Here is a 25,792-nt window from a genome sequence, read left to right as displayed (position 1 = left end):
TCTGATGTAAATAACTTTATAATTCAGTAGGAAGCTTAACAGCTGATCAAATCTAAAGGACTGCTATTCACTAACATTTTTGATAACACCCACTCATACTCTCGTTGGATTGATGCTAGTAAATCTAGTTTCATCTCAGTCGGCAGCACTTCCCAAGTATAAGTTTCAATTTCCAGGTGGCTACAGGCATGATTGATTTGCAGCAAGTCTAACACGGTAGAAATGTCGTCTTGAGTAGATTGGAACAGTTGGTAATCATGGATAAAAATCGGGACATGAAAGTGAATCCGCCATTCACGATCTGTGGTATTATCCAAATCTGGTAAAGCCTTTTCCAAATCTGTATAATGACGTAAGCGTCCTGTACTTTCGCGGGCTATGACTTGATGTAAGTACGTAGACTCAGCAAAAGGAAGTAACCGCTTTTTCACTAAAGAGCGCTGTTCTATATCGTTGGGTATGTTCACTTGCAACGCAGCACTGATTTGAATTTTACCAACTTGAATTCCTGCTGCTTGAAATTGCTTGAAAACCGAAACTGGGTTTTCATACTCCACAGCAAAGTGGCACGTATCATAACAAACACGGACGTGTTCTAGTATTAGAGCTTCAGCTGCTTCTAAAGAAATCCCCAGATGCTTTGTTAAATATTCTCCCCCAATCGGCAACAACTGCGTCTGGAAATAATCAACCACTTCAGCCGCATTTTCTATCAATCCATCTGGTTCTGGTTCTAAATCTATGTGCAGGAGTTTTCCTGTTTCGCTTCGGATGCGTGCCATTTGTGCCACGACCTGTGCTAAGTTGAGGCTGGCACTACTTGTTAATGACGTCAGGAAAAGTTGATTTCCTTTGAACCAAGGTTTATATGACAACGGTAGTGTAGAAATGCTACCCTCCATATCGGCGGGCAAGAGTTGTGCCAGGATATTTACCAGTCGTAGGGTATACTCCAATCGCTCCTGCTTAGACCAGTCTGGTGCATAAACTTGGTCTTTGACAACCTGCCAATGAAATCCACCGAAGGGAAAACCATTTAAGGTAAACACGTATAAGTCAAGTTCTGTTAACCATGACTGAAACTCGGCTAAGGCGTTTCCTTGTAGCAGTTCTCTGGTTGCGACATCTGCTAAACGCAATCCAATACCATAGGGTTTTTCTGGGGCTAGCTGTGCTTTGAGTGCAGGAATGTATTGCTTTAAGTTGGCAAAGACTTTGCTCCATTCTTCACCAGGATGAATATTCGTGCAGTAGGTTAGGTGAAAGTTGTGATTTGTTTCTATTTTCATCTGTATTTTTAATCGTGCCTGTTATCGTTGACTCAACTTGTGATGAAAGCCTACTTAGAGGTTTGGAACTACAGATGGACACAGATAGACGAGGCAGTGCGTTGGGGAGGACAGTGCCGTGCGCGGGTTAAGCGCGTTGAGGCATGTGGCGTGAGCCAGTACTTGATGAGGGTTTCCCGACAGAGGTATCTAGCGTCCGGCAACGCCCGACTTGTAGACGCCGGAGGCGGCTTCCCGATAGCCGTAAGGCGTGGCGTCAGCCATAGGGTAGCACCTGCCGTGCAGATAGTTTATCTGTGTCATTTGTGTCCATCTGTGGTATTTTTCAAAATTTTTCAACCGTTTCACATCACACATTCCCAACCTGAGGCTGGTAAGGAATAATTGTAAAACTCGCCCAACAACCAAGTTGCTTGCCGAAATAGAGATATATCTACCTCGTGAACCTCTATACCTTTACCAAGACTTTGCAATAGTGTGAGAGTTAATTCACCGCCCAGGTGTTCGCGAAACTCATTCAGCCCCCGGAACAAGCAACGAGGATGTTCCAGTTCTGTTATTTTTTCAGACAGTTCAGGTACGTACAATTCAAAGTTTAATGACAACAAAGTATTTAATATCCGCTGCCACTCTAACCGAGACAGCAGCCCTATCAGGTAGGAATAGGTACTGTCTAAGGCAATGCCGATCGCCACTGCTTCCCCATGACGTAATCTATGGTTTGTCAGCTGCTCAAGTTTATGTGCTGCCCAGTGACCAAAATCCAATGGACGAGATGAACCCACTTCAAAGGGATCACCATTGTTAGCAATATGATCCATATGCAATTGAGCACAACGGTAGATGACTTCTTGCATGGAGTTCATGTCTCGACAGATGAGCGCGTCAGCGTGGGTACTGATGTACTCAAAGAAGTCAGCATCCTTGATCAGCGCGACTTTTACTGCTTCTGCGATTCCACAACGCCAGTCACGGTCATTTAGGGAAGTTAAGAAGCTAAAATCATTTAAAACTGCATAGGGTGGAGCGAAAGTACCAAGAAAATTCTTTTTGCCAAAGGCGTTAATTCCGTTTTTTACGCCAACAGCAGAATCATTTTGTGCCAACACTGTTGTCGGAATACGAATCAGACGAATTCCTCGATGTGCTGTTGCTGCTGCATATCCAACTAAGTCTAATACAGCACCACCACCAATTCCTAATATGTAGGAGTGGCGGCAAAGCCCCACTTCATCTATGATTTTGTGAATTTTTGAGAGTTCATTTGGATCGTTTTTGGCTGCTTCTCCTGCTGTGATGATGATTGGATCGGCAAGAAGTTTAAGTGTATCTGGATGGCGATCGCAATAAGCAGCAATTTGCTTGAGTAGCGTCCGTCGAGACTCCAACAATCCTGAATCTACAACTGCTAAAACTTTTTTTGGTCCTACTTCCCCATCGGCAGCAATCACTTGTGCCAGCAGGGAATTTTTCAGATCAAACACATTATTGGTGAAGTGCACCTTGTACTGGAAGGTGAGTGAGAAACTTTGCCGGATGGGTTGCAAATTAAGTGTAGCCTTTTGCTTGATGTCAATTACCATATTTTTGCGGATATTTCTAGAAGCGCGGCACGATTTAAAGCTTGAAGGAACACCTCGCTTGAGTGTGAACCGTTAACCTTGACTTTGTTGTTGATAACGTAAAAAGGTACGCTAGTGATGCCATTCAATCGAGCAAATGTTGACTTAGCTAGAACTCTATCGGCAAGAGCGTTATCGTTCAATTGCAGTCGTAACTTAGTAGAATCCATGCGTAGGCGACTGCGAACCCGAAGGGTATCTTGATAGATGTCGATCAGCATACTTTTCGTGACTCAGGTTGGCAGAAGTAATGCTTTCCTTACCAAAAAAGCTTTGAGCAGTTTCAAATTCCTGGATGATTGCAGCTCGATCTTTGTGTGCGACTAAGCTTGCCAAACGCTCATAAGTATCGGCTAATTTAGCAATGGCATGACATCTATCTTGTGTAGCCAGCATAATGTCTACACATAAGTCTGGGCTTTGAGTAAACAAACGCTTGATGATGTCTATTTCTTGACGGTAGCTGGCAGTTGAGACGCACAAACTGCGCTCTATGTCAATTTCTTCTTGTGCTAAGAAAACACCAACGCTAAATCGGGAGAAGTGCCTTGTTGCCTGAATAATCACCATCATGTAGTCATGTTCTTCAGGTGTTGAGACTATGACTTCCCCACCCTGACTTTTGATAAAGTCTAATAACCACTCAAATGAATCGTCGTTCCGACCTGAACAGGCTATTACCTTGTGTCCTGCAAAGGATTTGACATTTGGGCCAAACATGGGATGTAATCCCATAACCGGACCACGATGGTATTCAAGCATCGCTGACATCGGCTCAGTTTTGAGACTTGTGATGTCACAAAGTGCTGTGGTTGGTGCAAGATATTGGGCCGCACGCTTTATAACATCTGTTGTCCATTGAATTGGAACACAGATGATCACAAATTCAGCACAACTGAGGAGCTTATCTGCATATTCCCAGTCTTCATTTTCGAGAATACTGACATTGTGACCAGCAGCTGTCAGTTGCTGGGTAAAGAATCTACCCATTCTGCCACGCCCACCTATGATGGTGATTTTCCGGGGTGTTATCTGTGTAGACGAATATGAGGCAACAGTGGAAAGGGCTGCATAACAACTGTTAACTAAATTTACCCAAACTGATTCAGGAACACCAGCTTGAGCAAGTGAGGAGGCGAGAGTTGCCAGTTGTTCTTGTATAGGTGAAATTTGTGATGCTGTTAAAAGTGTATGGCGATCGCCATCGCTCCCAAGGGCAAGGCTTGCTGTGTGAGTATCGCGCAGCAGATCATACAGGTTTTGATCTGTTTGCTTAAACAATTCTTGGGTCATAGGTTTTTAGAACAAATCAACAGATGCAAACCACATAAAGACGCTCTAACGTCAAGACTGACTGATGACTAATCAAAAGTAGGTGCTACCACGGGAAAGACCCCCTTCCGGGTATGCGCAAAGCGCACGCCAGAAGCCTAACACCAGTCGCCTAGTAACAACAAAGCCGTCATTCGCGCCCTTATACCTAGGGCACACTGCCTCGGAATGAGAATAAGTTAAATATCAATAATCGATTCACTAGCGGTCAATTTTGGTAACATACCTAAAGAAGGTGATTCGGAGCTTGTAGCAACAACTTCGCTAAATAGGGCTTTGTACTCAGCTAAGGCTTGCTCAAACGAATAGTGTTCTACAGCAAACAGCCTTGCAAAGTAACCCAGCTTTGCAGCTTTTGCTGGATTGTTATACAAATCCACGATTCCTTCTGCTAGCGCTTCTGGTGATTCTGGTGCGACAACTATGCCGCCGCCACTGTTACGCACTGCCCGTGCTGCTGTACCAGAGACGGGAACAGAAGCGACAATCGGACGACCGCTAGCCAACAACAGTGGGATTTTGGAAGGCATATTGAAGGAGATGACATTGCGCTTTTGCACCACCAAACCCACATCGGCCGCTGCAAGCATTTCGGGTAGTTTTTCTCGCGGCATCAAAGGTACAAGCAACACGTTGTCAGCCCCACATTTTTGACAAAATGCCTCCAATCTTTTCAATGCTTTTTCTTCTCCAGCAATAACAAAGACGATTTGTGGTATGTGACGCAGCCTAGATGCAGCTTCGATGACTGTTTCCAATCCTTGTGTTAAGGCAATGTTGCCGGAGTAAAGCACAACAAATTTATCTTGGAGTTGATTGGCTATGCGAAATGGGTTGCCCTTTTTTGGTAAGGGGCGGATAAAATTCACATTCACCCAATTGGGAATGCAAACAATTTTTTGAGCTGGGACTCCCTTGTCAACTAAATTCTCAACAAATCCATCGGCAATCACGCTAATAGTGTGTGCGCTACGATATGCAAATTGTTCGATCGCCCTCAATGCACGAATCATCAATTTGTTTTTAATTAGCCCCATCCGCACAGCGGCTTCTGGTAATATATCTTGTACATTTAGTATGACTGGACAGTTGTGTAACCAACCAAGTAGCGTTGCTGGTAAGGAGACCAATAGTGGTGGTACTGTCAGGAGAATAACATCAGCTTGCCAACCGTTGAGAGCTTGTGGCAAGCTTGTAAACACAAAGCTCAACTCCAAGAGCAATCTATCTATCAGGTTTGGTTTAGATTTAATCCGTAAATAACTACGCTGGATGGTCACGCCGTTTTTTTGTTCGGTCATGTACCACTTGCCTCGATACTCTTGGTAGATCTCCCGTTGGGGATAGTTAGGCATTCCTGTAATCACTCGCACTTGGTGACCTTGCTTTACCAGTCCTTCTGCCAGTTCGGTCATTAAAGGGGCAATTCCGATTGGCTCTGGATGATAGTTGTAAGAATAAATGAGAATCCGCATTATCCGTTTCTTTGTTGGGTAAGGTCAAATCGAAGGTGTGAGTTTTGTCGTTTTCTTACAAGATGCACGGTGAGTAGCGGTATGAGGCTAAGCTGGGTAGTATAAATCCAGCATATTCTCTAATGTTTACTCCTGATATAAGCTCTAAGATAGAATTTTAACGTGTGCCTCAAGTAACAGCAAATATTTGTGACAAAGCCATTGAAATTGGTAACAGACTCAGAACCAGTAATCCATATGGCAAGCTAGCAAAACCAGCAGCGACTGCGGCGTCTAAAACAATGAGTGACAAGACTCCTGCACCCACGGCTGTGCGGATGTTTTCTGGAGATGGTTTGCTCACTGCCTTAATAAAAGGTAGTAACACTCGCACAGCTAGCAACAAAATGAATGGCAAAACTGCAAGCAGGTGATAATTCTTTAACAAACTTAATCCTAACAGTCCAGCTATGACTGTGCCAATTAGCACAAGTGTGAACACACCAGTAGTACTCTTACCCCCATGAACTTCACCTCGGCTAAGGGTTGTTATGGCAGCAATGTAAACAATGGGAATCAGCGCTAAAAACCAATAGTTTGATACCATTGGTGAAACTGCGCTCACACCAAGCATGAGGTTGCCACCGCGACAAACCCCCATATTGAGCGGGCCAAAAATAGGGTGATGTTTGCTATATGCATCGTAGAGAATCGCAGCAGCAGCAATCCCACAAGCGAGAGTGGCACTCAACCAGGTCACTTGACAGGCTGCTAGTATGCCAATACTCAAAAGTAAACTTCCTAGAATAGATGCTGTCAATTGAGATGCTCTACCACTGGGAATAGGTCGTTCAGGTCTTTCAACAGCGTCTATTTCCGCATCAAAGACATCATTAAAAACAATACCACCGCCATATAAACCTGTTGTTGCTAAAACCAACCATGCAAGTGATATCAAATCAGAAGAAGATGGGGTAATAAAGACAATGCATCCTGAGGCAGCGAAACCAGCGAGAATATCTGCCCACGCGGTAACAATGTTAGCAGGTCGGAGTAACTGGAGATATGCCCAAAAGCGAGAAGAATTTAAGGTTGCAGCGTTCATAGCAAGGAGGGAGAAAGGGAGAAAGTGTTAGCGGAGCGTTAACGTTTGCGCAGCGCCCCTTTTAGGGGCTAGTGGACCGTAGGTCGCCGTAGGCTGGGAGAAATAGTTGCTGGTGGGCAAATGTCCATGAGGACTGTTAACTTTTTACTCGATCAATGCATATTCACGAGTGGGAGACTCAATAACGGGTTTTTGTCCCCGGAGTACCGAGTTACCGTTAAATAGTTGTCGCTGGTCGATGGGTGATGGGTTAAGCCAGTCTGACTCCTGCATTTGACCACTTTGGCTATAAGCAGCAAGTGCATTTTCGTAACAGACAGCTCGTATATGCGCTTCTGGAATTCCCCTTTCTCGCATGAGTTGAGCAGTTTTAGGAACTGCGAGTGGATCGCTCACACCCCAATCAGCACTGCTGTCTACGATGATCTGATCGCATCCGTACTGGCGTACAACCTCAACCATGCGGGCATTCCCCATTTTGGTATTGGGGTAAATTGTAAAAGCTGCCCAAAAGCCCCGATCTAAAACTTCTTGCACAGTTTCTTCGTTGTTGTGATCTACAATCACTTTTGATGGATCTAAGCCATGCTCGATACAAACATCCATACTGTGACTGGTGCCTGCTTTTTTATTCCGGTGAGGTGTGTGAATCATCACCAGCATATCCAGTTCTCTTGCGAGTTCTAGCTGCAAGCGAAAGTATTTGTCTTCTTGTGGAGTCATGTCATCGTAACCAATTTCACCAATGGCTACAACTCCTTCTTTGCAAGCGTATAAAGGCAAAAGTTCCATGACTTGCTCTGCCAATAATTCATTATTGGCTTCTTTGGAGTTCAAGCCGATTGTACAGTAGTGTTTGATACCAAATTGATCCGCACGGAATCGCTCCCATCCCACTAAGCTGCTAAAGTAATCTTGGAATGATCCAACGCTCGTACGAGGTTGTCCAAACCAGAAAGCAGGTTCAATCACAGCGACAATGCCAGAGTCCCGCATCTTTTGGTAATCGTCGGTTGTGCGGGAACTCATGTGAATGTGAGGATCTATATACATCATAGGAGTAGTGTTCATTTTTACAAAAATAGTTATAAACTTGTAGTCAGCGCTTGAGCGGTGACTACGAAATAATTAAGCTATTCCAAGTCAAATGCCCTGCTTGAATTTCGGCTTGTATGTTTGGATAACGGGCAAGGAGTGTTTGAGCCTGTGGTAAAGGACACTCAGAAGTGGCGATCGCCGCCGCTGCTTGTTGAACCGGATCGGGGTCTTGTATTGCTCGCTCCAAATCAGCGAACATCGCATCATTAGCAAATCGCCCTACCAGTCGCCAGAGTTCCGGAGATACTGTACGCTTTGCTGCCCAACGTTCATGGGCATAATCAACTAGCATTCTAGCTAGTTCTGGATTTGCACGCTGGTCAAGCCCTTGAACCAGATGTAAAGGGCTGCCCACAAATAGGGCTTTCAATACCATCTGATTCCAAGCAAGATCACCCAGATACTCTGCTGAATAGGAATTTTCCAAAGCCACAGCGTTGAAGACTGCGGTCATATTACTGCGAACTCCCTCAGCTGCACGATCACGAAACTTTTCTGGGTAAGGCAAAAGTGGTAATGCTTGGTAAAGTGCGACTAACTCTCCTACATCAGCGGCTGTAAAAACTCGCTCTAAGGTTTGTAAATACTTCTGTTCATTATCCTGTGGTAAAGCCAGTACCAGTAAGGTGCGAGCAGCTTGATCTACACTCCAATGACTAGGAAACCAAGCTGTCCGGGCAGAACAGGCTGCTTCTAGTTCCGCTTTTGTCAGTTGCAAATCGTTTTTGCCTGTATGACGAGGCACAGCGCTAAAAGCACTAAAAAATACTAGCGTATTGACAGCGGTTTTGATTTGCTCTATCTTCTGTTCTAGCCAGGTAAGAGCTTGACTATTAAGGCGTTGCTTCAACCAATTATGCAGTAAGTCACTAGCACTAATTGTTGTTTTTTCTAAATAACTTGCAGAAACCATTACTTTATAAGCATTTAGTTATCTAAGAGAGCTAATATCTCTAGGAATACGTTCCCAGGCTACAGCCTGGGAACGAGGCAAAACAAAATTAAGGTTGAGGAAGTACAAAATTACGAGTGTCTAAACAGCAGCTTTTTCTGGTTCTGCCTGTATACTGAAGGTTGCCTTTTGCTGCTTTTTCCGCAATGTGCTGGCAGTAGCGCCAATTCCTAACAAGCCTAAACCTAATAGTGAAGCAGGTTCAGGTACTTTGGTTGCCCCATCCTTAACGACGTCCAATACTTGAACGCGACCTTGGAAGAAATCGCCTACATACAGCTTGTTATCTTTGAGTGCTGTGCCACCTGTCCAGTTAAATCTGCCTGGAGTCAGGTCGAGGGGGTTGCCGAATGGAGGATCGGTTAATCCTGGAGGCGGGACTGGGTTGCCTGATGCATCGAGGGCTGGTTGACCGTAGGAAGTCAGGAACTTACCGTTTTTATCGAATACCTGAACACGGCTGTTGATAGAATCAGCTACATAGACATTCTCTTGGTCGTCCACTTCGATGCCAATTGGCTGAAGAAGCTGTCCTGGTCCGCTACCTGCTGAACCAAATGTGAACAGAGGTTTACCATTTGGATCGAGTACTTGAACGCGGTTGTTATACTGGTCAGCTACATAGATATTTCCACTAACTGGGGAAATTCTTGTACCGGCTACACCTTGGAATTCTCCAAGTGCAGTGCCAGTGGTGCCACCAATGACACCAATTTGCTGTCCGTCTGGTGTGAATTTAAGAATCCTTTCACCGTTAAAATCACCAACGTACACGTTGCCAGCTTTGTCAAATGTCACACCAGATGGTCCAAAGAAAAGCCTACCTGGTACCAGAGGGGTAAATTCTCCATTTGCAAAGGATCTAATAAAGTTACCTTGAGAATCGAATTGATTGATGCGGTTGTTGTAAACATCACCTGCATACAGATCCCCTGTTACTGGATTAAAGTCTACAGTTGTTGGCTCGTCAAACTGTCCGGGTCCTGTGCCGCCGGAGCCAATTGCTCCAATATACTCACCGCTAGGACTAAATTTTTCGATTTTGTCACCGAGGTTGTAATTAGGAGTGCCATCCGGGTTAACACCGCGACCGTTACTTACAAGGATATTTCCTGAGCCATCCACCGCTATACCTTGGGGAACAAACAGCTGCCCAGGACCGAAACCAGGACTACCAATAGAGCGATCGTACTGTAAGCTTAACGCCATAGCTTGGGCTGCTGCAGCCGCTACCAGAAACCCCGCACCGATAAAGGCAAGTGACAAATTCTTGACTAATCCCATAATGAATTTTCTGTGTGATGAGTTACACTTTTACTTAGGTTTATGTCGTTCCCGGATCTAGTCTGGGAACTTCATTCAATATTGCGTTGCTGTCTTTTTGAAAGACAGCTTTCTATTTGAGGTAGCAGCCTATTTCTTGGGGATTCTTTGGTTTAATCCCAAGAAACAAACAAGGAATTAGATAGTTTCTACCTTATCCAACAGCTCTTCTTGGCGCTTGCGCTTCATTGCTTTTACACCTACAGCAGTAGCCAATAATAAACCAATAACAGAAGCGGGTTCAGGAACTTTTGTCGCGCCACCAGAAGATCTAGGATCAATCTTGATGACTTGTGATGTTCCTGCGAGTCTGGCTCTGTTAGAAATATACAAATCACCATCAGGACCGAAAGTCAATTCAGAAGCTGCCTCTAGTCCATCACCACTCCAAATAGTTTTGCGAGTTCCATCCTTGGCTATTTCGATCACAGAACCACTGATATCACCAGTGATCACACCGCCCTGTTGAATTGCCTTCCATTCTGACTGGTTGATGTGTTGCAACGCATACAAATTGCCATCAGAGTCGTATGTGACGCCAGTCAGCTGTGTAAAGCCGTCAGCAAGGACTTGTGTTTGCAAAGTATCGGGGTCAACTTTAAGGATACGTGCTTCCTTTTCTGGATAAGGAAAATAAGTGTATTCGCTTAGGGTTAAGCTGCCATCAGGAGCAACAGCGATACCTGTAGGCACTGATTGGTTTGATACCGGAAGACCATTGGAAGCACGAGTATAACCTGGGGGTAGTGGTGCGCCTCCTGTTGGGTCTGTTGTCCCCTCAGGAAGAGTTGGGAATTGGTCTGTACTTAGTGATATTATTTTTTGAGGTATGGCTGCTACATTCTTAATACCGCTGCCGTCTAGTCCTACAGAATAGATCGAGTTGCCACCCCCATCAACGACGTAAGCAGTATCACCCTTAATTGCAAAAGCATAGGGGTTGCTAATCAAATCAGTGCCATCGGGATTATTTTTAGCTTCGTAGCTTGCAAAATCGGCAAGACTTGTCAACGAACCGGTGTTTAAATCTACTTTGTATAATTGTCCAAGTAAAGGGCTTGCTAACTTGGTGTCGCGCGAGTTCGGATCGCCAGCTAAGCCATACAAAAGATAAGCGTCGCCTTTGGAATCAAATTTAATGTCCGCAGGACCAGCAGCTTGTTCTCCAGAGGGCGTTAATGCTATGGATGGAAGATTTGTGAGTAAAGGTACTTTCTGACCATCAGCAGTAATTTTGGTAACGGCACCAGTATTACCAGAACATAAAGGAATGTATTGCGCGCTGGGTGATGGTATGCAGTTTACTCCGCCGTTTCCGTCGCCCCCTTTACCACTCTGTGTCACATAAATACTGCCGTCAGGAGCAAAGCTAATACCACGTGCATTATCAAGACCGTCAGCTACTACTGACAGCGATGCTGCTCGCGCAGCTTGTGTTCCACAAGTAGCAGTGACACAAACAGAGAAAAGAAGAGCAAATGACTTGAATTTCATAGTTATTTAGATTGAGATCGAGCGTTGGTAGTTGTGGAGTGTTGTACGGTGTTAGAGATAAACAGTCCCAGTGACTGAGATGTAAAAATCAAGCATCTAGCGCAATAGTCCTTGCCGATAGAGAGGAACTGGCATTGGTTTAGCTTGAAATTTTTTACCAAAGTGGCAGGAGTCTGGCTCTTGTTTTGTGTAGAGGCTCTTATCGGTTGGTTATGACTCTAGAACTGGTTCATTCAACAGACTTTGAATGAACACAAAGATCAATGATGATCAATTCTTATGACTTGCCCTTTTTTTGGGAGACCGCCTCGATTAATGACATAAAGCGCACCATCAGGACCAATAGTCAATGCACTAGGAGCCTCTAATCCATCACCACTGAGAATAGTTGTGCGAGTGCCATCAGGAGTGATTTTGATCAGACTTCCATCCAGCTTTCCTTTCCAGCCTGACTGATTCATGTGTTGCAATGCATACAAGTTGCCTTGGGCATCGAAAGTCAGATCAATCAGTTGTGTAAAGCCATCAGCATAGACAGATAGTTGACCATCAGCATCCACTCGGTAGATTTTTGCTTCACCTTCTGGGAAAGGAAAACCAGTGAATGTACTGACGTAATAAGCACCATCTGAACCTTTGGCGATTCCTGTAGGTACAGATTGAATCGTTATTTGCGATGGTGTTGCATTACGGTAAGCACTGGGAGGTGGCACGTGTCCCCGGTCAAAATTTTGCGAGTTAGAACCAGGAAAGATTGGATTAGTAACAGGTTGCTGGGGAAGTACAGCTATTGCGTCCAAATGACTTCCATCGGTGCCTACACTCAGCAAATCGTTTGCACCCGGATCAACAACTACAATCTTGTCGCCATCTATTAAAAAAGCCAGGGGATTACTGACGACATCACCTCCATCAGGGTTATGAGTCAGTTCGTAGTTGGCTATATCGGCAACAGTAGTCCACGAATTCGTATCGAAATCGGGAGTGATAATTTTTCCTAAGTCAGTGTTACCGAATGTGCTGTCGCGTAAAGCTGGATTTGCAGCGTACCCAACGAGAACATAAGGCTTGCCTGTAGTATCAAACTTTATATCGTGAGGCCCGGCGGCTCCAGTGCCATCTGGAAATGCCAAGGAAGGGAGTCCGGTTAGTATACATTTTATTGTATCATTCTCTACTCTTGATATAGCACCTGTTGTGCCATAAAGTAAAGAACCTTGACCACTAGGTGATGGAACGCTAGCTCCATCTCCCCCTCTACCAGCCTCTGTAATATAGAGACTACCGTCGGGATCAAAGCTTAGACCTTTCGGATTATCAAGACCGTCGGCAAGCACCGTAAAAGACGTAACAGTAAGTTGTTCCAGTTTCATATGTCACAACAGAGGTCGGCTTTAAATTTTCTGTATAGAAGGTGTCATTGCTAACAACAAGCAATGACAGCGTTTTCACCCTGACTATATAAATTTATTTTTTTATTAATTATTCATTGTTAGTAGTTAGTTGTTTTATTAACCACTAACTACTAACAAGTCACTACTTAGCTTGTGGCATATAGCTCAAACCTTGAGCCAATGTATCAAGGTTGCCAGCTTTGGCTTCCAACAGACGTTTGATGTTCAAACTCTCAGAGCCAAAGTCTTCAATCTGGAGTTTGCCGTGAGGCAATTGCTCACCTGTTTTCCAGAACGTAATCCGATGCTGGATGAAACCAGGCGCTTCCGGATCACCGAAAGCATAGGATGCTGGGATAAGTAGCACCGGAGAGCGTTGATAAAATCCGTAGTCTGGATAGAAGAATTCGTGTTCCAGCAAGTACCATTTGCCTGCAGGTTGCACTCGCTGAGTCACTTTTACCTTTTGGCCATATTCATCGCGAAACTCGCCCGCAGAGGGAGTAATTTCGCCATCTGCTCGCAGCAGGTGTGCCCAATCATCCATGTTCTGGAGTTCCGACAAGAACTCGACCCCCATCTCGATTGGAGCATTTACATAAACAGTGTCAGTATCGATATAATAACGCCCTTTTGCTGCAGCGCTAAGACCAGCCTTGCGTTCCAAATTACCTTTGAGAGAACGGCACTCGGAAGTGTGTACCGTGTGAATTCCCTCCATAATCAACGGACTGCGCCGCTTAGGATCGACAAAGCTGATCCAGTGTAAGTATAGACCCTTTTCATCCGTTCCCGGCTCAATGTAGTCGGCAGGAAAGAGCAGGACAGGATAAACCTGATAATATTTCTGATACTCTAACCCGCAGTGCCACTCAATGCCGTAAAAATGCGGGTGATCCAGTCTTTTGACGTGATAGTAGAGCTTTTTCTGATAACCAGACGCAGTTCCTAGCCAGGTATCTTCGTCAACTTGCTCTTCCATGCGGCTATACAGCGTCCACTCATTTAGGTTTTTGAGACTGCAAAGATATTCATAGGCAGTCTCTGGAGTGGTTGCAATATATGCCGATGTTGCAAATGTATTTCTTTCCGTTACCATTTGTCACTCCTTTACGCCACAGCCATAGTTTTGAAATGTCGGGCTTTCAGGATTCTGTCTTCTGCCAACTGCTTAGAAGCATCGTTGGTAGTGATACCCTGCTTTTGCGCTATGTCAAAAATTTCAGTTAGTGTATCGTAAATATTACGTACTTGTTGTAAGGCTCTTTGTTCGTTGTAGCCAATCATTTCGTTGTAGACGTTGATTAGCCCGCCAGCATTAATAACATAATCTGGACAATAAAGAATTTGTTTTGCTGCAAGCATTTGACCGTGCTGTACTTCAACTCCTAGCTGATTGTTGGCAGCACCAGCAACAATTAAAGCCTTGATGCGAGGAATAGTTTCACTATTAAGAATTCCGCCTAAAGCACAAGGAGAAAAGACATCCACATCTAGAGAGTAAATTTTGTCTGGCTCTACAACAGTGGCACCAAAAAGATGTTTGACTTGCTCTGTTTTATCTCTACTTATATCGCTAACAAATAGTTTTGCCCCATGTTCATGCAAGTGTTGGCAAAGATTTTGACCGACATTTCCCAGACCTTGAACTGCGACCTTTAATCCTTTTAAGTTTTGAGTTTGCAAACGAAACTCAACAGCAGATCTTATTCCCAGGAAAACTCCCCATGCCGTCACTGGAGCAGGTCCTCCAGACCTTTCTTCTACCCCCACGACATATTGAGTTTCTTGGTTGATGATTCTGACATCTTCGGGTGTCAAATTCACATCTTGACCTGTAATAAATCGTCCTTTGAGACTTTCTATAAAACGTCCGTAGGCTCTAAACAGATCTTCTGTCTTATTTTCTGGATTAGCAATAATAACAGCTTTGCCTCCACCAACCGGAATGTTAGCACAAGCAGCCTTATAAGTCATACCACGGCTTAGACGAAGAGCGTCATTTAACGCAGCAGCCTCACTCGCATAAGGCCACAATCGTGTCGCCCCCATTGCAGGTCCTAGACTCGTATCATGAATGGCAATAATTGCCTTAATATCTGGGTCTTTTCCATGACAGAACAAAATCTGCTCATGACCCATCTGTGTAACAGTTTCAAAAAGATTCAACACTATCTCCTCGCTCACCTATATATCACCTATCGTGTTTGTAGTAAACAGTCTTTGCGCTTACCACAAATTGATTAGGCATTGGGAAATGATACTTGTGGAAATGACACGTGCAATTCTGTCTTTTGGGCTGGAGTTGATTTGATTCCTTGTAATGCCAGACCGGCGTTGCGTCCTTTGGAGGGTGCGCGTCTATCTGGGTTAATCACGACATCGACAACGATTGGACCAGTGGCTGCCATTGCTTGCTCTAGCGCACAGAAAACATCCATTTCTTTGCTGATGCGGATTCCTTCGGCTCCCATACCGCGAGCTATCACCGCAAAATTTGCTTGTGGAATTGATGCATCTGCACCTTTGAGTCCCAACATTTCCATGCCTTGGTAGCTCATGTTGTAGCGAGCATCGTTGAGAACAATCCAGACGGCAGGAATTTGGTATTTCACAGCTGTGTTGATTTCATTATTCATCAGCATTGCCCCATCCCCAACGATGGCGACTGCTTTGCCATTGCGCGCGGCTGCTGCTCCGATAACTCCCGCCGCAGCATGACCCATAGCTCCAACTCCGGTACTGATCCGGTAACGATTTGCGCTTGCAAATCGCAGTAAATGTGTTGACCAAAGGAACGAGTTACCACACTCCGCCATGATTATGGCATCGCTGTTATCGATGATTACCTTTTGAATAGCTTCCATCAACACCTCTGGTCTGACTGGAGAGTCTGAACCTGGTTGAATTGTCTGACCTTCAGGACGAGGTAACCATAAAGATGTAACTGCTGTACTGGCTACAAAGTCATCGTCAAATTGCAACAGCGCTTGTAAAAATGCTTTGATGTCTGATTGGACAGCAAAAGTTTCCGCTTCTGGATACGCGACTCCTGGGACTGTTGGGTCGATATCGACATGCACAAATCCTCCTGGGGGAACCAATGCTTGATTCCAGAAGGAAGTTGGTTCGCTCAGGCGCGTTCCCAGCACAAGTGTTCGTAAAGGTGTTTGCTGTTGCATGTAGGTCATAACGGAACCATGACCTCCCAAACCTGTCACCCCGACAAATTGAGGATGATCCTCGGGAAAAATACCTTTACCACGGGGTGAACACATCACTGCTGCCCCAGTTCTCTCGGCGAATTGAAGAATTTCTTCTGCTGCGCCACGGGCACCAAAGCCTACCCAAATGGCAAACGGTCCTTCTGATAGCAACTGTGTACATTTAACAATTGTTTCTTGATGTGGCACTACCAAAGAACAATTAATTCCTTGGAACAAAAGCGTCCTATCAAGCGGACTTGTTTGCACAGCGGTGGGAATGCTCAAATGGGCGACAAAGCCTCCTGGTTGCGAGAAACCCAGAGCCAGTTTGCGAAAAATCTGTGGCAGTTGTGCAGCACTCTCCACAGTGGTGGCATAGTTAAACAGCGCTCCTGAGGTAAAAATTCCCTCAATTGGCAGAGTGTCGCTGCTGGTTTCTTGTATTGCCCACCGTCCGCGCTGTGGTGAGGAAGTGCAAGCTGACAGCAAAATCACTTTTGCACCCTCACCTCTAGCAGCAAATAATCCAGTCAGAGCATTGGTTATGCCTGGTCCTGCAGTAGTAAATACTACGGTGGGACGACCAGTTGCGAAGTATGCTTCAGTTGCTGCAAAAGCAGCTCCGGCTTCATGACGACAGTTCATCACTTGTAAGAGGCTATTCGATAGCGATCCCCAAAGACCTGCCATCGCACCCCCATTGACGCCAAAAGCGCAGCTGACTCCTAAATCTTCCATCATGTTGGCGATCGCATCTGCAACCGTTGGCGATCGCTTTTGTAAAACTCCTGCACTTTCCGAGTGACCATTGGAATTACCATTTGTCTGGTCTTTGGAAGAGTCAGTTGGTTGGTACACGTCGTATGGCTGAGTGCCGGCTTGAGAGTTTGTCTGAGTATAATTTTGGCTCATTGCGTCTACATGTTCCCTGATTGTTGGAGAGGCTACCAGTTTGCTTTCTCAGGCTGCACTTGCACACACAGCCTTAAGTATCCCTCATGTCCCCATTTTTCTACATTTTTATGACCCAGTTTGACGAACACTGGCAAAGGCGAGTCATCGCTTTTTCGTCAGTAAAAAACTTGTTGCGAAGAAGTTAAACAATTGAGGCTGTGCTTATGGAAACAAGACTACAAAAGCTAGATACTCTACTGCAATGAAAAATCTTTTGATTAGGTTGTCAGATTTTTTGTTTGTACTAAATATGATATGTAGAACTATTTAAACAACTTTTCTCTACCTTTTGGTACTTTACAGTATGTTATTTTGTTGGTTTTTTACATGTCTTAATTGTTACCTAAAAATAAAGTTATCTGAGAAAAACTCAGGACAAGCGGTGGACAAAATCACCACAAAAAAGAGTTGCTGTTATTCTTAATAAAAATTTAATGTTTTGCTTGTCCCTACTCGATATTTGAAACAAATTGTAGTCATTTTGCTGCAAAACTCCCTTTCAATAGAAATTCACTTATTAAAAACACTCACTTCGGTTCTACTATAATCTGTCTCAAGATAGATGAGTATTGGCAGATACATAGTGATGAGGTCTTATGGTATATCTTTTGACAGATGAACTTGTCAAATCTTTTGTAGTTGAATTCATAAAAGAGTAAATCAAAAGAAATTAAGTTGACTAAAAGCAATTCAGCCATGAAAATTTAGAAATTTGTTTGATCTCTATTCTGATGAACCAATTTAGGCAGTTTCTGAGAAAGAATTTACAACTTTAAGGGAGGTATCGCACTTCTCTATCGGAGGTTCAGCCAACTTTGCTGGTAATTTATTAGCTGAATATCACTTAATGTTAACGCGTGTTTGTAATAACTATACAAAACAATACTACTTAGAATTGATAGACTTATTTGTGCAATTAATAAGCCAACATAAATCTTTAAGCTAATACTACTTTTGGCTAGTAACAATATTAAGAAGCAAATGTTCAACAGAAAATCAAAGGTAATAATTCATACCTAAGATTGAGCCAGTCAGTTTTGCGATTATTAATAACACATAGTTGATGTAGTGTCAAGTCATTAATTCCATTTTGTTGCGACAAAAATTAATAATCGTAGCTTTATTGTAAATTTATATTAATTTTTCCAAAGATTTGATAAAGTTATGTAGTCCAGAAAATAAAACGTAACAGCAAATTTACGAGATTTCGATTTAAAAGTCTACAAACCCTTAGAGTCTAAAATTATACAGTGGGGTAGCAAAGGGTGATCAGTTGTGGTGAGTCTATGTTATTTCAAATAAATTCTGAATTAGTCTTGGAACCTGAAGAGGAATTGAAGTTAGCACAATTTCTTATTAACCAAGTTGCAGATGCTGCTTTTTGCGTGGGGTTGAACGCACAAATTATCTACGTCAATGATTCCATGTGCCGTATGAGTGAGTATTCCCGTGAGGAATTACTCCGGATGAGAGTGGAAGATATAGATGTAGATTTTTCGGCACAGGATTGGTCAGAAAAATGGACAGCACTCAAGCAACAAGGTTCCCTCACGTTTAAATCTAGATATCAAACAAAAACAAGTCGAGTTTTTCTAGTAGAAATCAATCTTACTTATATAGAGTATCAAGGCAAAGAATTTGGCTGTGGCTTTGCTCGTAATATTAGTGATGATTTAGTAAACTTGAGCGTACAGCAGTATGTTGACAGAAACTCTGACTCAAAACAAGAGTTCGAGCAAGAAGTTATTGAATATCAAAGAACACAAACCGAGCTAGAAATATCTCTTTCCCTACTTCGATCAACGTTGGAATCCACTGCAAATGGAATACTTGCAGTCAACATTGAAGGAGAAATCCTTTGCTACAATCAGAAATTTATGGAGATGTGGCAACTTCCTTTAAACTCAGTTAGTCTTTCTAAAAAATGTCAGCGAGCAAAAAGCTTTTTTGAGAACAAAGTTAAATATCCAGAGATTTTTCTTCAGGCTGTTTGGGAAATGCCTAGTCAATCAGATAAAGAAAGCTATGACTTGGTGGAATTGAAGGATGGGAGAGTCTTTGCACATTACTCTCAGCCACAACGGCTTGGAGACAAAATTATCGGTAGAGTATGGAGTATCTGGGACGTTACTGAGTCCAGAAAAACAGAAGAAGCACTTAAGATCAATGAAGCCAGATTTCGTACTTTGGCAGAAACTACAGAAGCCAGTATTTTCCTGATTCAGAATGAGTATATTTGCTATGCCAATCCTGCTGCACAGGAACTGACTGGTTATCCAACAAAAGAATTGCTCAATAACTTTAAGATAGACCGACTTATAAAAGACAAAAAGCTCAGGCAGGTTGACAAGCACGATGGAACAGGTTGCTATGAATATCAGGAGATGCAGATTCTGACAAAAAACGGTGTGGTGCGCTGGCTAGCTTGTACAGTGGGAGTATTGGATGGAGTGCTGGATTTTGCAAGTCAGTCAGTTGAATTAGTAACAGCGATTGATATTACAGATTATAAGCAGGCAGAATCAGAGGTTCGTCAAGCTCTTGAGCAGGCAAAACGACTAAGCGAACTCAGAGAACGCTTTGTCTCTATGTTTTGCCATCAATTCCGCACTCCGCTCAACATTGTCTCATTCTCTGCTGATTTACTCAGGCGTCATCTTCACCAATGGACTGAAGAAAAAAATCGTTCGTATCTGGATTTGATTCAAGTTGCTGTTCAGCAAATTAGTGAATTATTAGATGAAATTCTATTATACGGTCAGGCAGAATCTGCAAGACTAGAGTGTGACCCTAGACAACTCAACCTGGAGAGGTTTTGCACAGATATCGTAGCACAGCTACAGATAGCAAACGGTAACCAAAAAGCTATCAACTTTCTTAGCCAAGGTAACTGCTGTACTGCTTATTTAGATCCAAAACTCCTACAGCATATATTAACTAACTTACTCTCGAATGCTATCAAGTATTCACCAAGTAGTAGCGCGGTGACTTTTAAACTTTGCTGTGAAAAAGAAAAAGCAATTTTTCAAATTAAAGATTCAGGTATTGGTATTCCGGTAGTCGATCAACAACAAATATTCGAGCCATTTTATCGTGGCAGCAATATTGACAGTATACCAGGAACTGGATTGGGTCTATCGATTGTAAAAACTCTCGTAGATCTACATGGCGGTGAAATCACCGTGGAAAGTGTGGTTGGTTTTGGCACTACTTTTACTGTCAATCTACCATCGGTTAGCTCTTAACTCTTAGCTAAAAGACATCAAAATCTACCAATTGGACATGATAAACAAATCGCCAAAAAAAATACTGATTATTGAAGATAATGCCATGAGCCGTAAAATGTTTTTAGACGGTCTTGAGGCGGAAGGTTTCGACACCATAGATGCTGAAAATGGTACTACTGGCATCCAAAAAGCACAAGAGCATCTACCTGATTTAGTGATTTGCGATATTATGATGCCCGATATGGATGGCTTTGGGGTTCTCAGAACGCTGCGTCAAGATCCTGTGACTGCAATTATACCCTTTATTTTTCTCACTGGTAGCGCTGGTAACGAATCTCTTCGCAAAGGCATGGAATTGGGAGCAGATGACTATATTACCAAGCCTTGTACAGTACAGCAGTTACTGAAAGCCATAGCAGTCAGATTAGAAAAGCAGACGAAACTTATGGAGCACTGGTACACTGTTTGCTGGCAGAATTTTTCAGCACCAGTCGCAACAGACACAACTTCATCAGTGGACTCAGAATCTATCTTTCCTTCCATACCGCAACTCAAAGAAGTTTTCGACTATATAGAGGCAAATTATGACCAAGGTATCACTCTGTGTGACGTAGCTGAAGCAGTTGGTTACTCTTCGGCTTACTTGACTAACAGAGTTGGAAAAATCACAGGAGAAACAGTTAACAACTGGATTGTCAAGCGCCGGATGTCAGCAGCACGTTCTTTACTCCAAGATACTAACCAAACAATCGAGCAAATTGCTTTAGGACTCGGCTATCAAAATGCGTGTCATTTTTCCCGCCAGTTTCGTCAACATAACGGTGTCCCTCCTCAAACCTGGAGAAAAGAGCATCAACTGATTCGCAATAGCAAAGTCCAAGATTATAAAACTTCACTCAATCTATCGCAGTTTTAAATCGTTCGTGAAAAACCAAACAAGATCCCCGACATCTTATAGAAGTCGGGATGTATCTTTTATCTCGGGAACCCACATCCCGCAAATTAATTCACAAAAGAGGTAAAGACCGTTACAAGTTTACTGATGTCTTAACCTTTTGCTATCTACTTCTTAATGTAACTAAGATAATTTGATGATGCTGAATAGAAATTAATACAAATAGCGATGGTAATCATTTGAGAATCTGCGCTTCTTCATAGAAGGAATGCGCAATTTTGTTGTTTGTACATCGCTTATTGTCCCAAATCTAAAGCTTGTCTTTGCAGTTGATGCTTATTCAGACGAATATTATGGTAACCACTAACACAGTCCCCTTTTCACAGTTCAATGCTTCTCTAAACCCCAGCGCCGAAGGTGAGTTAGTCACCGATCCACTGTTCCCACTGGTGGGTACTTACGACTCTAGCTTACCTGGTGGTTTACCAAGTTCTGACCATCGCTTGGTATGGGCTGATTTACAGGTACCACCCACAGAACCAGGTAAGACAATTCCTGATGTAGACTTTTTCGGACAAACAATCTTCCCCACCAGCTTTGTCCCCAATGGTACTGCTGGAACCGTGGATGGAAAAGAAACTCCCGTTGGCGGACTGTCGGGAGTTACATACGATGCAGCAAATAATCGCTTCTATACTATCTCAGATGACCGCTCCCAAATTGCTCCCGCCCGCTTTTACACATTTACCCTAGAAACTCCGTCTCCTCAAAAAACTGACTTGAGTGCCACATTTACAGATGTAACTACCCTCAAGGATGAGAATGGAAAAGAGTTCTTACTCAACAGTCTCGACCCTGAGGGCATTGCTTTAACCAAAAATAATACGGTATTCATTTCTTCTGAAGGAGAGGTTAACGTCAGTGCAGGTCGAGTGACAAATCCTTTTGTCAATGAATTTTCTCTAACCACAGGACAGCAAGTACGTTCTCTACCTGTTCCCAGCAAGTTTCTTCCCGTTGTACAAGATACTAATGGAAATGGTGTTATCGATGCTGGCGATACTCAACTATCAGGTGTTCGCAACAACTTGGCATTTGAAAGTCTCACCATTACGCCTAACCAAAAGACCTTATACATAGCAACAGAAAACGCTCTGTTCCAAGATGGTTCTATTGCTACACTCACCGATGGAAGCCGTTCTCGTATTCTGCAATATAACTTAGTAAGCGGACAACCAGAGAAGGAATATCTTTATAATACTGATGCAGTTGCCGCAACACCAAACCCTACCACTGGCTCAGGTGATAATGGCTTAGTAGATTTACTCGCACTTGATAACCGAGGTACACTACTAGCATTAGAGCGCTCTTTCTCCGCAGGGGTTGGAAATACCATCAAAATCTACGAAGTCAGCTTGCAAGGAGCAACTGACATCAAGTCTTACGATTCTCTGAATAATCTCAGTGCTGAACAACTAGCAGATATTAAACCTGCCGAGAAGCGTTTACTGTTAAACCTGAACTCACTCAACTTACCTACAGGTACTGATAATATTGAAGGCATTGCCTTTGGTCCAAAACTGGATGATGGTCGTCAGTCGATCGTTTTAGTGAGTGACAACAACTTTAGCCAGACTCAATTTACTCAAATTCTCGGTTTGGGTGCAGATTTAGTTCCTACTGTAGCACCTACAGTAGAAACCCGTCCTGACTTGTTGAATGACCCAAATTTACCACGTGATCAACGCGCCGATGCGGATGACCCCGCTATCTACGTAAATTCCTCTAATCCAGAACAAAGCTTAGTACTCACAGCAGTCAAAAATGCAGGCTTACGAGTTTATGACTTGTCTGGTAATCTGTTACAAGAATTTAACCCAGGTAATATCCGTTACAACAATATTGACCTGCAATATGGCTTTAAGTTAGGCGGTGATTCTGTTGATATTGCCGTCGCCACAGACCGGAACAACGATAAACTGGCTATCTTCAAAATCAATCCCTCTGCCAATGTCTCCGGTCAATACCTGGAAGATATCACAGATAGTAGCATTGGTACTTTATTCCAATCCTTACCCTTTGAACCTCCCTACTCACCATCATCGCGGAGTGCTTATGGTATTGCTTTGTACCATAGTCCAGTAACAGATGATTACTACGTCTTTGCCAATCGTAGAGAAACTGGAGATGTCGCACAGTACAAATTGATTGACGCAGGTAATGGTAAGATTGGTGCTGAAAGAGTACGTAATTTTACAGTACCGACGACGGCTGGACGTGATGCCCAACTTGAGGGAACAGTGGCAGACCAAGAACTTGGCTTCCTCTACATCGGTCAGGAAGATGTAGGAATTTGGAAGTATCAAGCAGAACCAAACGGTGGGACAACTGGTACGTTGATTGATAAAGTTAAAGACTTAGGCGGCAGCTATGTGGAAGACGATGTGGAAGGACTTTCCATCTATTATGCTAAAGATGGTACAGGTTACCTGCTAGCTTCTAGCCAAGGTGACAGCACCTTTGCAGTTTATAATCGTCAGGGTCAAAATGACTTCGTGGGTCGTTTTGGTGTTGGTAACAATGGAGCAATTGACAGCGTTCAAGAATCAGATGGTGCGGATGTTACCAACGTACCATTGGGTGCCAACTTCCCCTATGGTGTGTTTATTACTCAGGATGGCAGAAATCTCCCTGCGAAGATTGTCGATGGTGAAAACGTCAACACAAACTTTAAGTTTGTGCCTTGGGAGAACATTGCTTACGCCTTCCCCAACCCATTGACAATTGACACCAGTAGCTACAATCCCCGCACTCCTAATACTAACCTCTTTAATGGAAGTGCTGGCGGCGATATTACTCAATCATCTTCTGTTGTTGGGGTAGGTAACAACAAGACTTGCGATGTGACTTTGTGAGTACTTTATTACTGTAGTTTAGCTTGATGGCTATTTATTCCACGCTCCCTTTGCCTGTCAGACGTGGGATAATAGCCTAACACAAAAAACGCGATTCCCGACTATCATCAACTTTTAGTTGATGAGCGAGTAGAATCAGCGTGATGATAGCCGTTTTCACTTGAGTGAAATATAGTGTGAGAGAATCCACTGTATAAATATGTATCAAATGAAAACTTACTCCACCGAGCTACGCCAAAAAATTATTGATGCTTACAACAATGAAGAAGGCTCTCAACGACAACTGGCGAAACGGTTTAGTGTAAGTTTAAGTTTCGTTCAGAGCGTACTGAGGCGATTTCGCTTTTGTGACACAGTTGAAGCAAAGCTGCACTCAGGAGGTCACGGTGATTCACGCGGGAGCATGGAAGCCCCGAAGCCATCTGTCAAGAAATTTAATGAATTAACAGATAGGCGGCATTTATATCGGGGTGGAAATGCGACACGGCAGTTTTAACTGCCGTCATAATATTTAATTAAGTTGACCTACTTAATTACTCCTTTTTTGTTGATTTGTGCTGATGAAACCGAATTCCTAAAAAAATGTCATAAACAAATTCAAAAAAGTCCTTCTTTTGTAGAAGACCTATAGATTGATAGCAGCCTTTTTGATCTAAAAGAGGCTTCATGAGATAATATGTGGGCTGGTAATTATACCAAGGAATGGAAGGCCATAAATGGTGAATTAAATGGTAATTCTGACCCATAATCAGGAGATTGAGAATTGGATGGGGATAGACGCGAGCATTTTTCCAGCGATCGCGTTCAGCAAAGGGACGATGCGGAAAATAATCAAAAAATAAACCGAGTGCTATCCCCACGATAAATGCTGGAATGAACCAAAAATTGAGAATATAACCCAAAAAGTGATACTGAACTGAGATATAAACGATTGAAATCACAATCAAGCGACTGATAAACCATTCCAGTAGCTCATATTTACGCCAAAGTTGCCGTTTAAAGAAAAAGACTTCGTGGTATAAAAAGCGAACCGCAATCAGCCAAAGTGGACCACCTGTTGAAACATAATGATCTGGGTCGTCTTCTGGATGGTTGACATGGGCATGATGCTGCAAATGTACCCGTGTAAATACGGGAAAAGCAAAAGCTAGCATTAAAGCACTGCCATGTCCTAACATGGCGTTAATGACTCGGTTACGATGGGCAGATTGGTGGCAGGCGTCGTGAATCACAGTTCCTGCAAGGTGCAAAGCAATGGTATTTGCACCAAAACATAACCAGTGTGACCATTGCCAGACCCAGTAACCAAAATTGGATAATACAAGAATTGCCACAGCTGCTAAAAACATCAGCAGCGTCGGATTAAAATCACCCGGAGGCGCTAAAAATTCCTTTGGCGGAACTGTCAGTGGCTTCTTTGCCTCCGACGTCAGCATTATGAACTCCTTGTTACTTTAACGAGATATAGTATTTAGATGATGCCACTTTTTTATAAGGAAAGTGAAGTTTTGCAATGCAAAATGACGAAAAAC

General features: G+C 43.3%; 20 protein-coding genes. 5 read left to right on the top strand and 15 right to left on the bottom strand.

Going from position 1 to position 25,792, the window contains the following annotated elements:
• Positions 1-35: 35 nt before the first annotated feature.
• A complete protein-coding gene (gene eboE, locus AC5JM2_RS30305) occupies positions 36-1,289 on the bottom strand; it encodes a metabolite traffic protein EboE (RefSeq protein WP_495838980.1) in 1,254 nt (417 codons plus the stop codon).
• A 39-nt stretch (positions 1,290-1,328) separates the two neighbouring features.
• On the opposite strand from eboE, the gene AC5JM2_RS30300 reads away from it, so the two are divergent.
• Entirely contained in the window at positions 1,329-1,673 is a 345-nt protein-coding gene (locus AC5JM2_RS30300) for a hypothetical protein (RefSeq protein WP_495838978.1), read from the top strand.
• Here AC5JM2_RS30300 and AC5JM2_RS30295 read toward each other — a convergent pair.
• The 13 genes from AC5JM2_RS30295 to scyA all read right to left on the bottom strand — a co-directional run bounded on the left by AC5JM2_RS30295 (position 1,634) and on the right by scyA (position 17,181).
• A complete protein-coding gene (locus tag AC5JM2_RS30295; protein ID WP_495838976.1) occupies positions 1,634-2,872 on the bottom strand; it encodes a 3-dehydroquinate synthase in 1,239 nt (412 codons plus the stop codon). The genes AC5JM2_RS30300 and AC5JM2_RS30295 overlap by 40 nt on opposite strands.
• On the bottom strand, positions 2,866-3,081 hold the full coding sequence (locus AC5JM2_RS30290) for a hypothetical protein (RefSeq protein ID WP_495838975.1): 216 nt from the start codon (positions 3,079-3,081) through the stop codon (positions 2,866-2,868). The genes AC5JM2_RS30295 and AC5JM2_RS30290 overlap by 7 nt, the downstream gene beginning before the upstream one ends.
• Positions 3,068-4,204, bottom strand: a complete 1,137-nt coding sequence (tyrA, locus tag AC5JM2_RS30285) for a bifunctional chorismate mutase/prephenate dehydrogenase (protein ID WP_495838974.1) — start codon at positions 4,202-4,204, stop codon at positions 3,068-3,070. The genes AC5JM2_RS30290 and tyrA overlap by 14 nt, the downstream gene beginning before the upstream one ends.
• Before the next feature lie 218 nt (positions 4,205-4,422).
• Positions 4,423-5,718 carry a glycosyltransferase family 4 protein gene (locus AC5JM2_RS30280; RefSeq protein WP_495838973.1) on the bottom strand — a complete coding sequence of 432 codons (1,296 nt, stop codon included), beginning with the start codon at positions 5,716-5,718 and terminating at the stop codon, positions 4,423-4,425.
• 169 nt (positions 5,719-5,887) lie between these two features.
• Complete coding sequence (eboC, locus tag AC5JM2_RS30275) at positions 5,888-6,802, bottom strand: UbiA-like protein EboC (protein WP_495838971.1); 915 nt, start codon at positions 6,800-6,802, stop codon at positions 5,888-5,890.
• 144 nt (positions 6,803-6,946) lie between these two features.
• A complete protein-coding gene (locus tag AC5JM2_RS30270; protein WP_495838969.1) occupies positions 6,947-7,873 on the bottom strand; it encodes a TatD family hydrolase in 927 nt (308 codons plus the stop codon).
• A gap of 46 nt (positions 7,874-7,919) precedes the next feature.
• The gene (locus AC5JM2_RS30265; protein ID WP_495838967.1) at positions 7,920-8,813 is read right to left on the bottom strand and encodes an EboA family metabolite traffic protein; all 894 of its coding nucleotides are present in this window, start codon (positions 8,811-8,813) and stop codon (positions 7,920-7,922) included.
• Between the two features lie 120 nt (positions 8,814-8,933).
• Positions 8,934-10,136, bottom strand: coding sequence for a scytonemin biosynthesis PEP-CTERM protein ScyF (gene scyF / locus AC5JM2_RS30260; RefSeq protein ID WP_495838965.1), 1,203 nt, complete (start codon positions 10,134-10,136; stop codon positions 8,934-8,936).
• Positions 10,137-10,313: 177 nt separating this feature from the next.
• Positions 10,314-11,669, bottom strand: a complete 1,356-nt coding sequence (locus tag AC5JM2_RS30255; RefSeq protein WP_495838963.1) for a ScyD/ScyE family protein — start codon at positions 11,667-11,669, stop codon at positions 10,314-10,316.
• Positions 11,670-11,929: 260 nt separating this feature from the next.
• Positions 11,930-13,042, bottom strand: coding sequence for a ScyD/ScyE family protein (locus tag AC5JM2_RS30250; RefSeq protein WP_495838961.1), 1,113 nt, complete (start codon positions 13,040-13,042; stop codon positions 11,930-11,932).
• Between the two features lie 163 nt (positions 13,043-13,205).
• Positions 13,206-14,162, bottom strand: coding sequence for a scytonemin biosynthesis cyclase/decarboxylase ScyC (gene scyC / locus AC5JM2_RS30245; protein WP_495838959.1), 957 nt, complete (start codon positions 14,160-14,162; stop codon positions 13,206-13,208).
• 11 nt (positions 14,163-14,173) lie between these two features.
• Positions 14,174-15,232 carry a tryptophan dehydrogenase ScyB gene (gene scyB, locus AC5JM2_RS30240; RefSeq protein WP_495838957.1) on the bottom strand — a complete coding sequence of 353 codons (1,059 nt, stop codon included), beginning with the start codon at positions 15,230-15,232 and terminating at the stop codon, positions 14,174-14,176.
• A 74-nt stretch (positions 15,233-15,306) separates the two neighbouring features.
• Positions 15,307-17,181, bottom strand: a complete 1,875-nt coding sequence (gene scyA, locus AC5JM2_RS30235; protein ID WP_495838955.1) for a scytonemin biosynthesis protein ScyA — start codon at positions 17,179-17,181, stop codon at positions 15,307-15,309.
• A 1,328-nt stretch (positions 17,182-18,509) separates the two neighbouring features.
• On the opposite strand from scyA, the gene AC5JM2_RS30230 reads away from it, so the two are divergent.
• The 4 genes from AC5JM2_RS30230 (at position 18,510) to AC5JM2_RS30215 (ending at position 24,756) form a co-directional block, all read left to right on the top strand.
• Positions 18,510-20,468 (top strand): scytonemin biosynthesis sensor histidine kinase, encoded by a 1,959-nt coding sequence (locus tag AC5JM2_RS30230; RefSeq protein WP_495838953.1) that lies wholly within the window; start codon positions 18,510-18,512, stop codon positions 20,466-20,468.
• Positions 20,469-20,505: 37 nt separating this feature from the next.
• Positions 20,506-21,366 carry a response regulator transcription factor gene (locus tag AC5JM2_RS30225; RefSeq protein WP_495838952.1) on the top strand — a complete coding sequence of 287 codons (861 nt, stop codon included), beginning with the start codon at positions 20,506-20,508 and terminating at the stop codon, positions 21,364-21,366.
• 332 nt (positions 21,367-21,698) lie between these two features.
• A complete protein-coding gene (locus AC5JM2_RS30220; protein WP_495838950.1) occupies positions 21,699-24,260 on the top strand; it encodes a phytase in 2,562 nt (853 codons plus the stop codon).
• Between the two features lie 208 nt (positions 24,261-24,468).
• Entirely contained in the window at positions 24,469-24,756 is a 288-nt protein-coding gene (locus AC5JM2_RS30215) for a hypothetical protein (RefSeq protein WP_495838949.1), read from the top strand.
• 37 nt (positions 24,757-24,793) lie between these two features.
• Here AC5JM2_RS30215 and crtR read toward each other — a convergent pair whose 3' ends face one another.
• Positions 24,794-25,696, bottom strand: a complete 903-nt coding sequence (crtR, locus tag AC5JM2_RS30210; protein WP_495838948.1) for a beta-carotene hydroxylase — start codon at positions 25,694-25,696, stop codon at positions 24,794-24,796.
• Positions 25,697-25,792: the final 96 nt, after the last annotated feature.

The organism is Brasilonema angustatum (assembly GCF_059505445.1).
The sequence above is the reverse complement of the archived record's forward strand: the minus strand, read 5'-3'. Positions and strand labels throughout refer to the sequence as shown.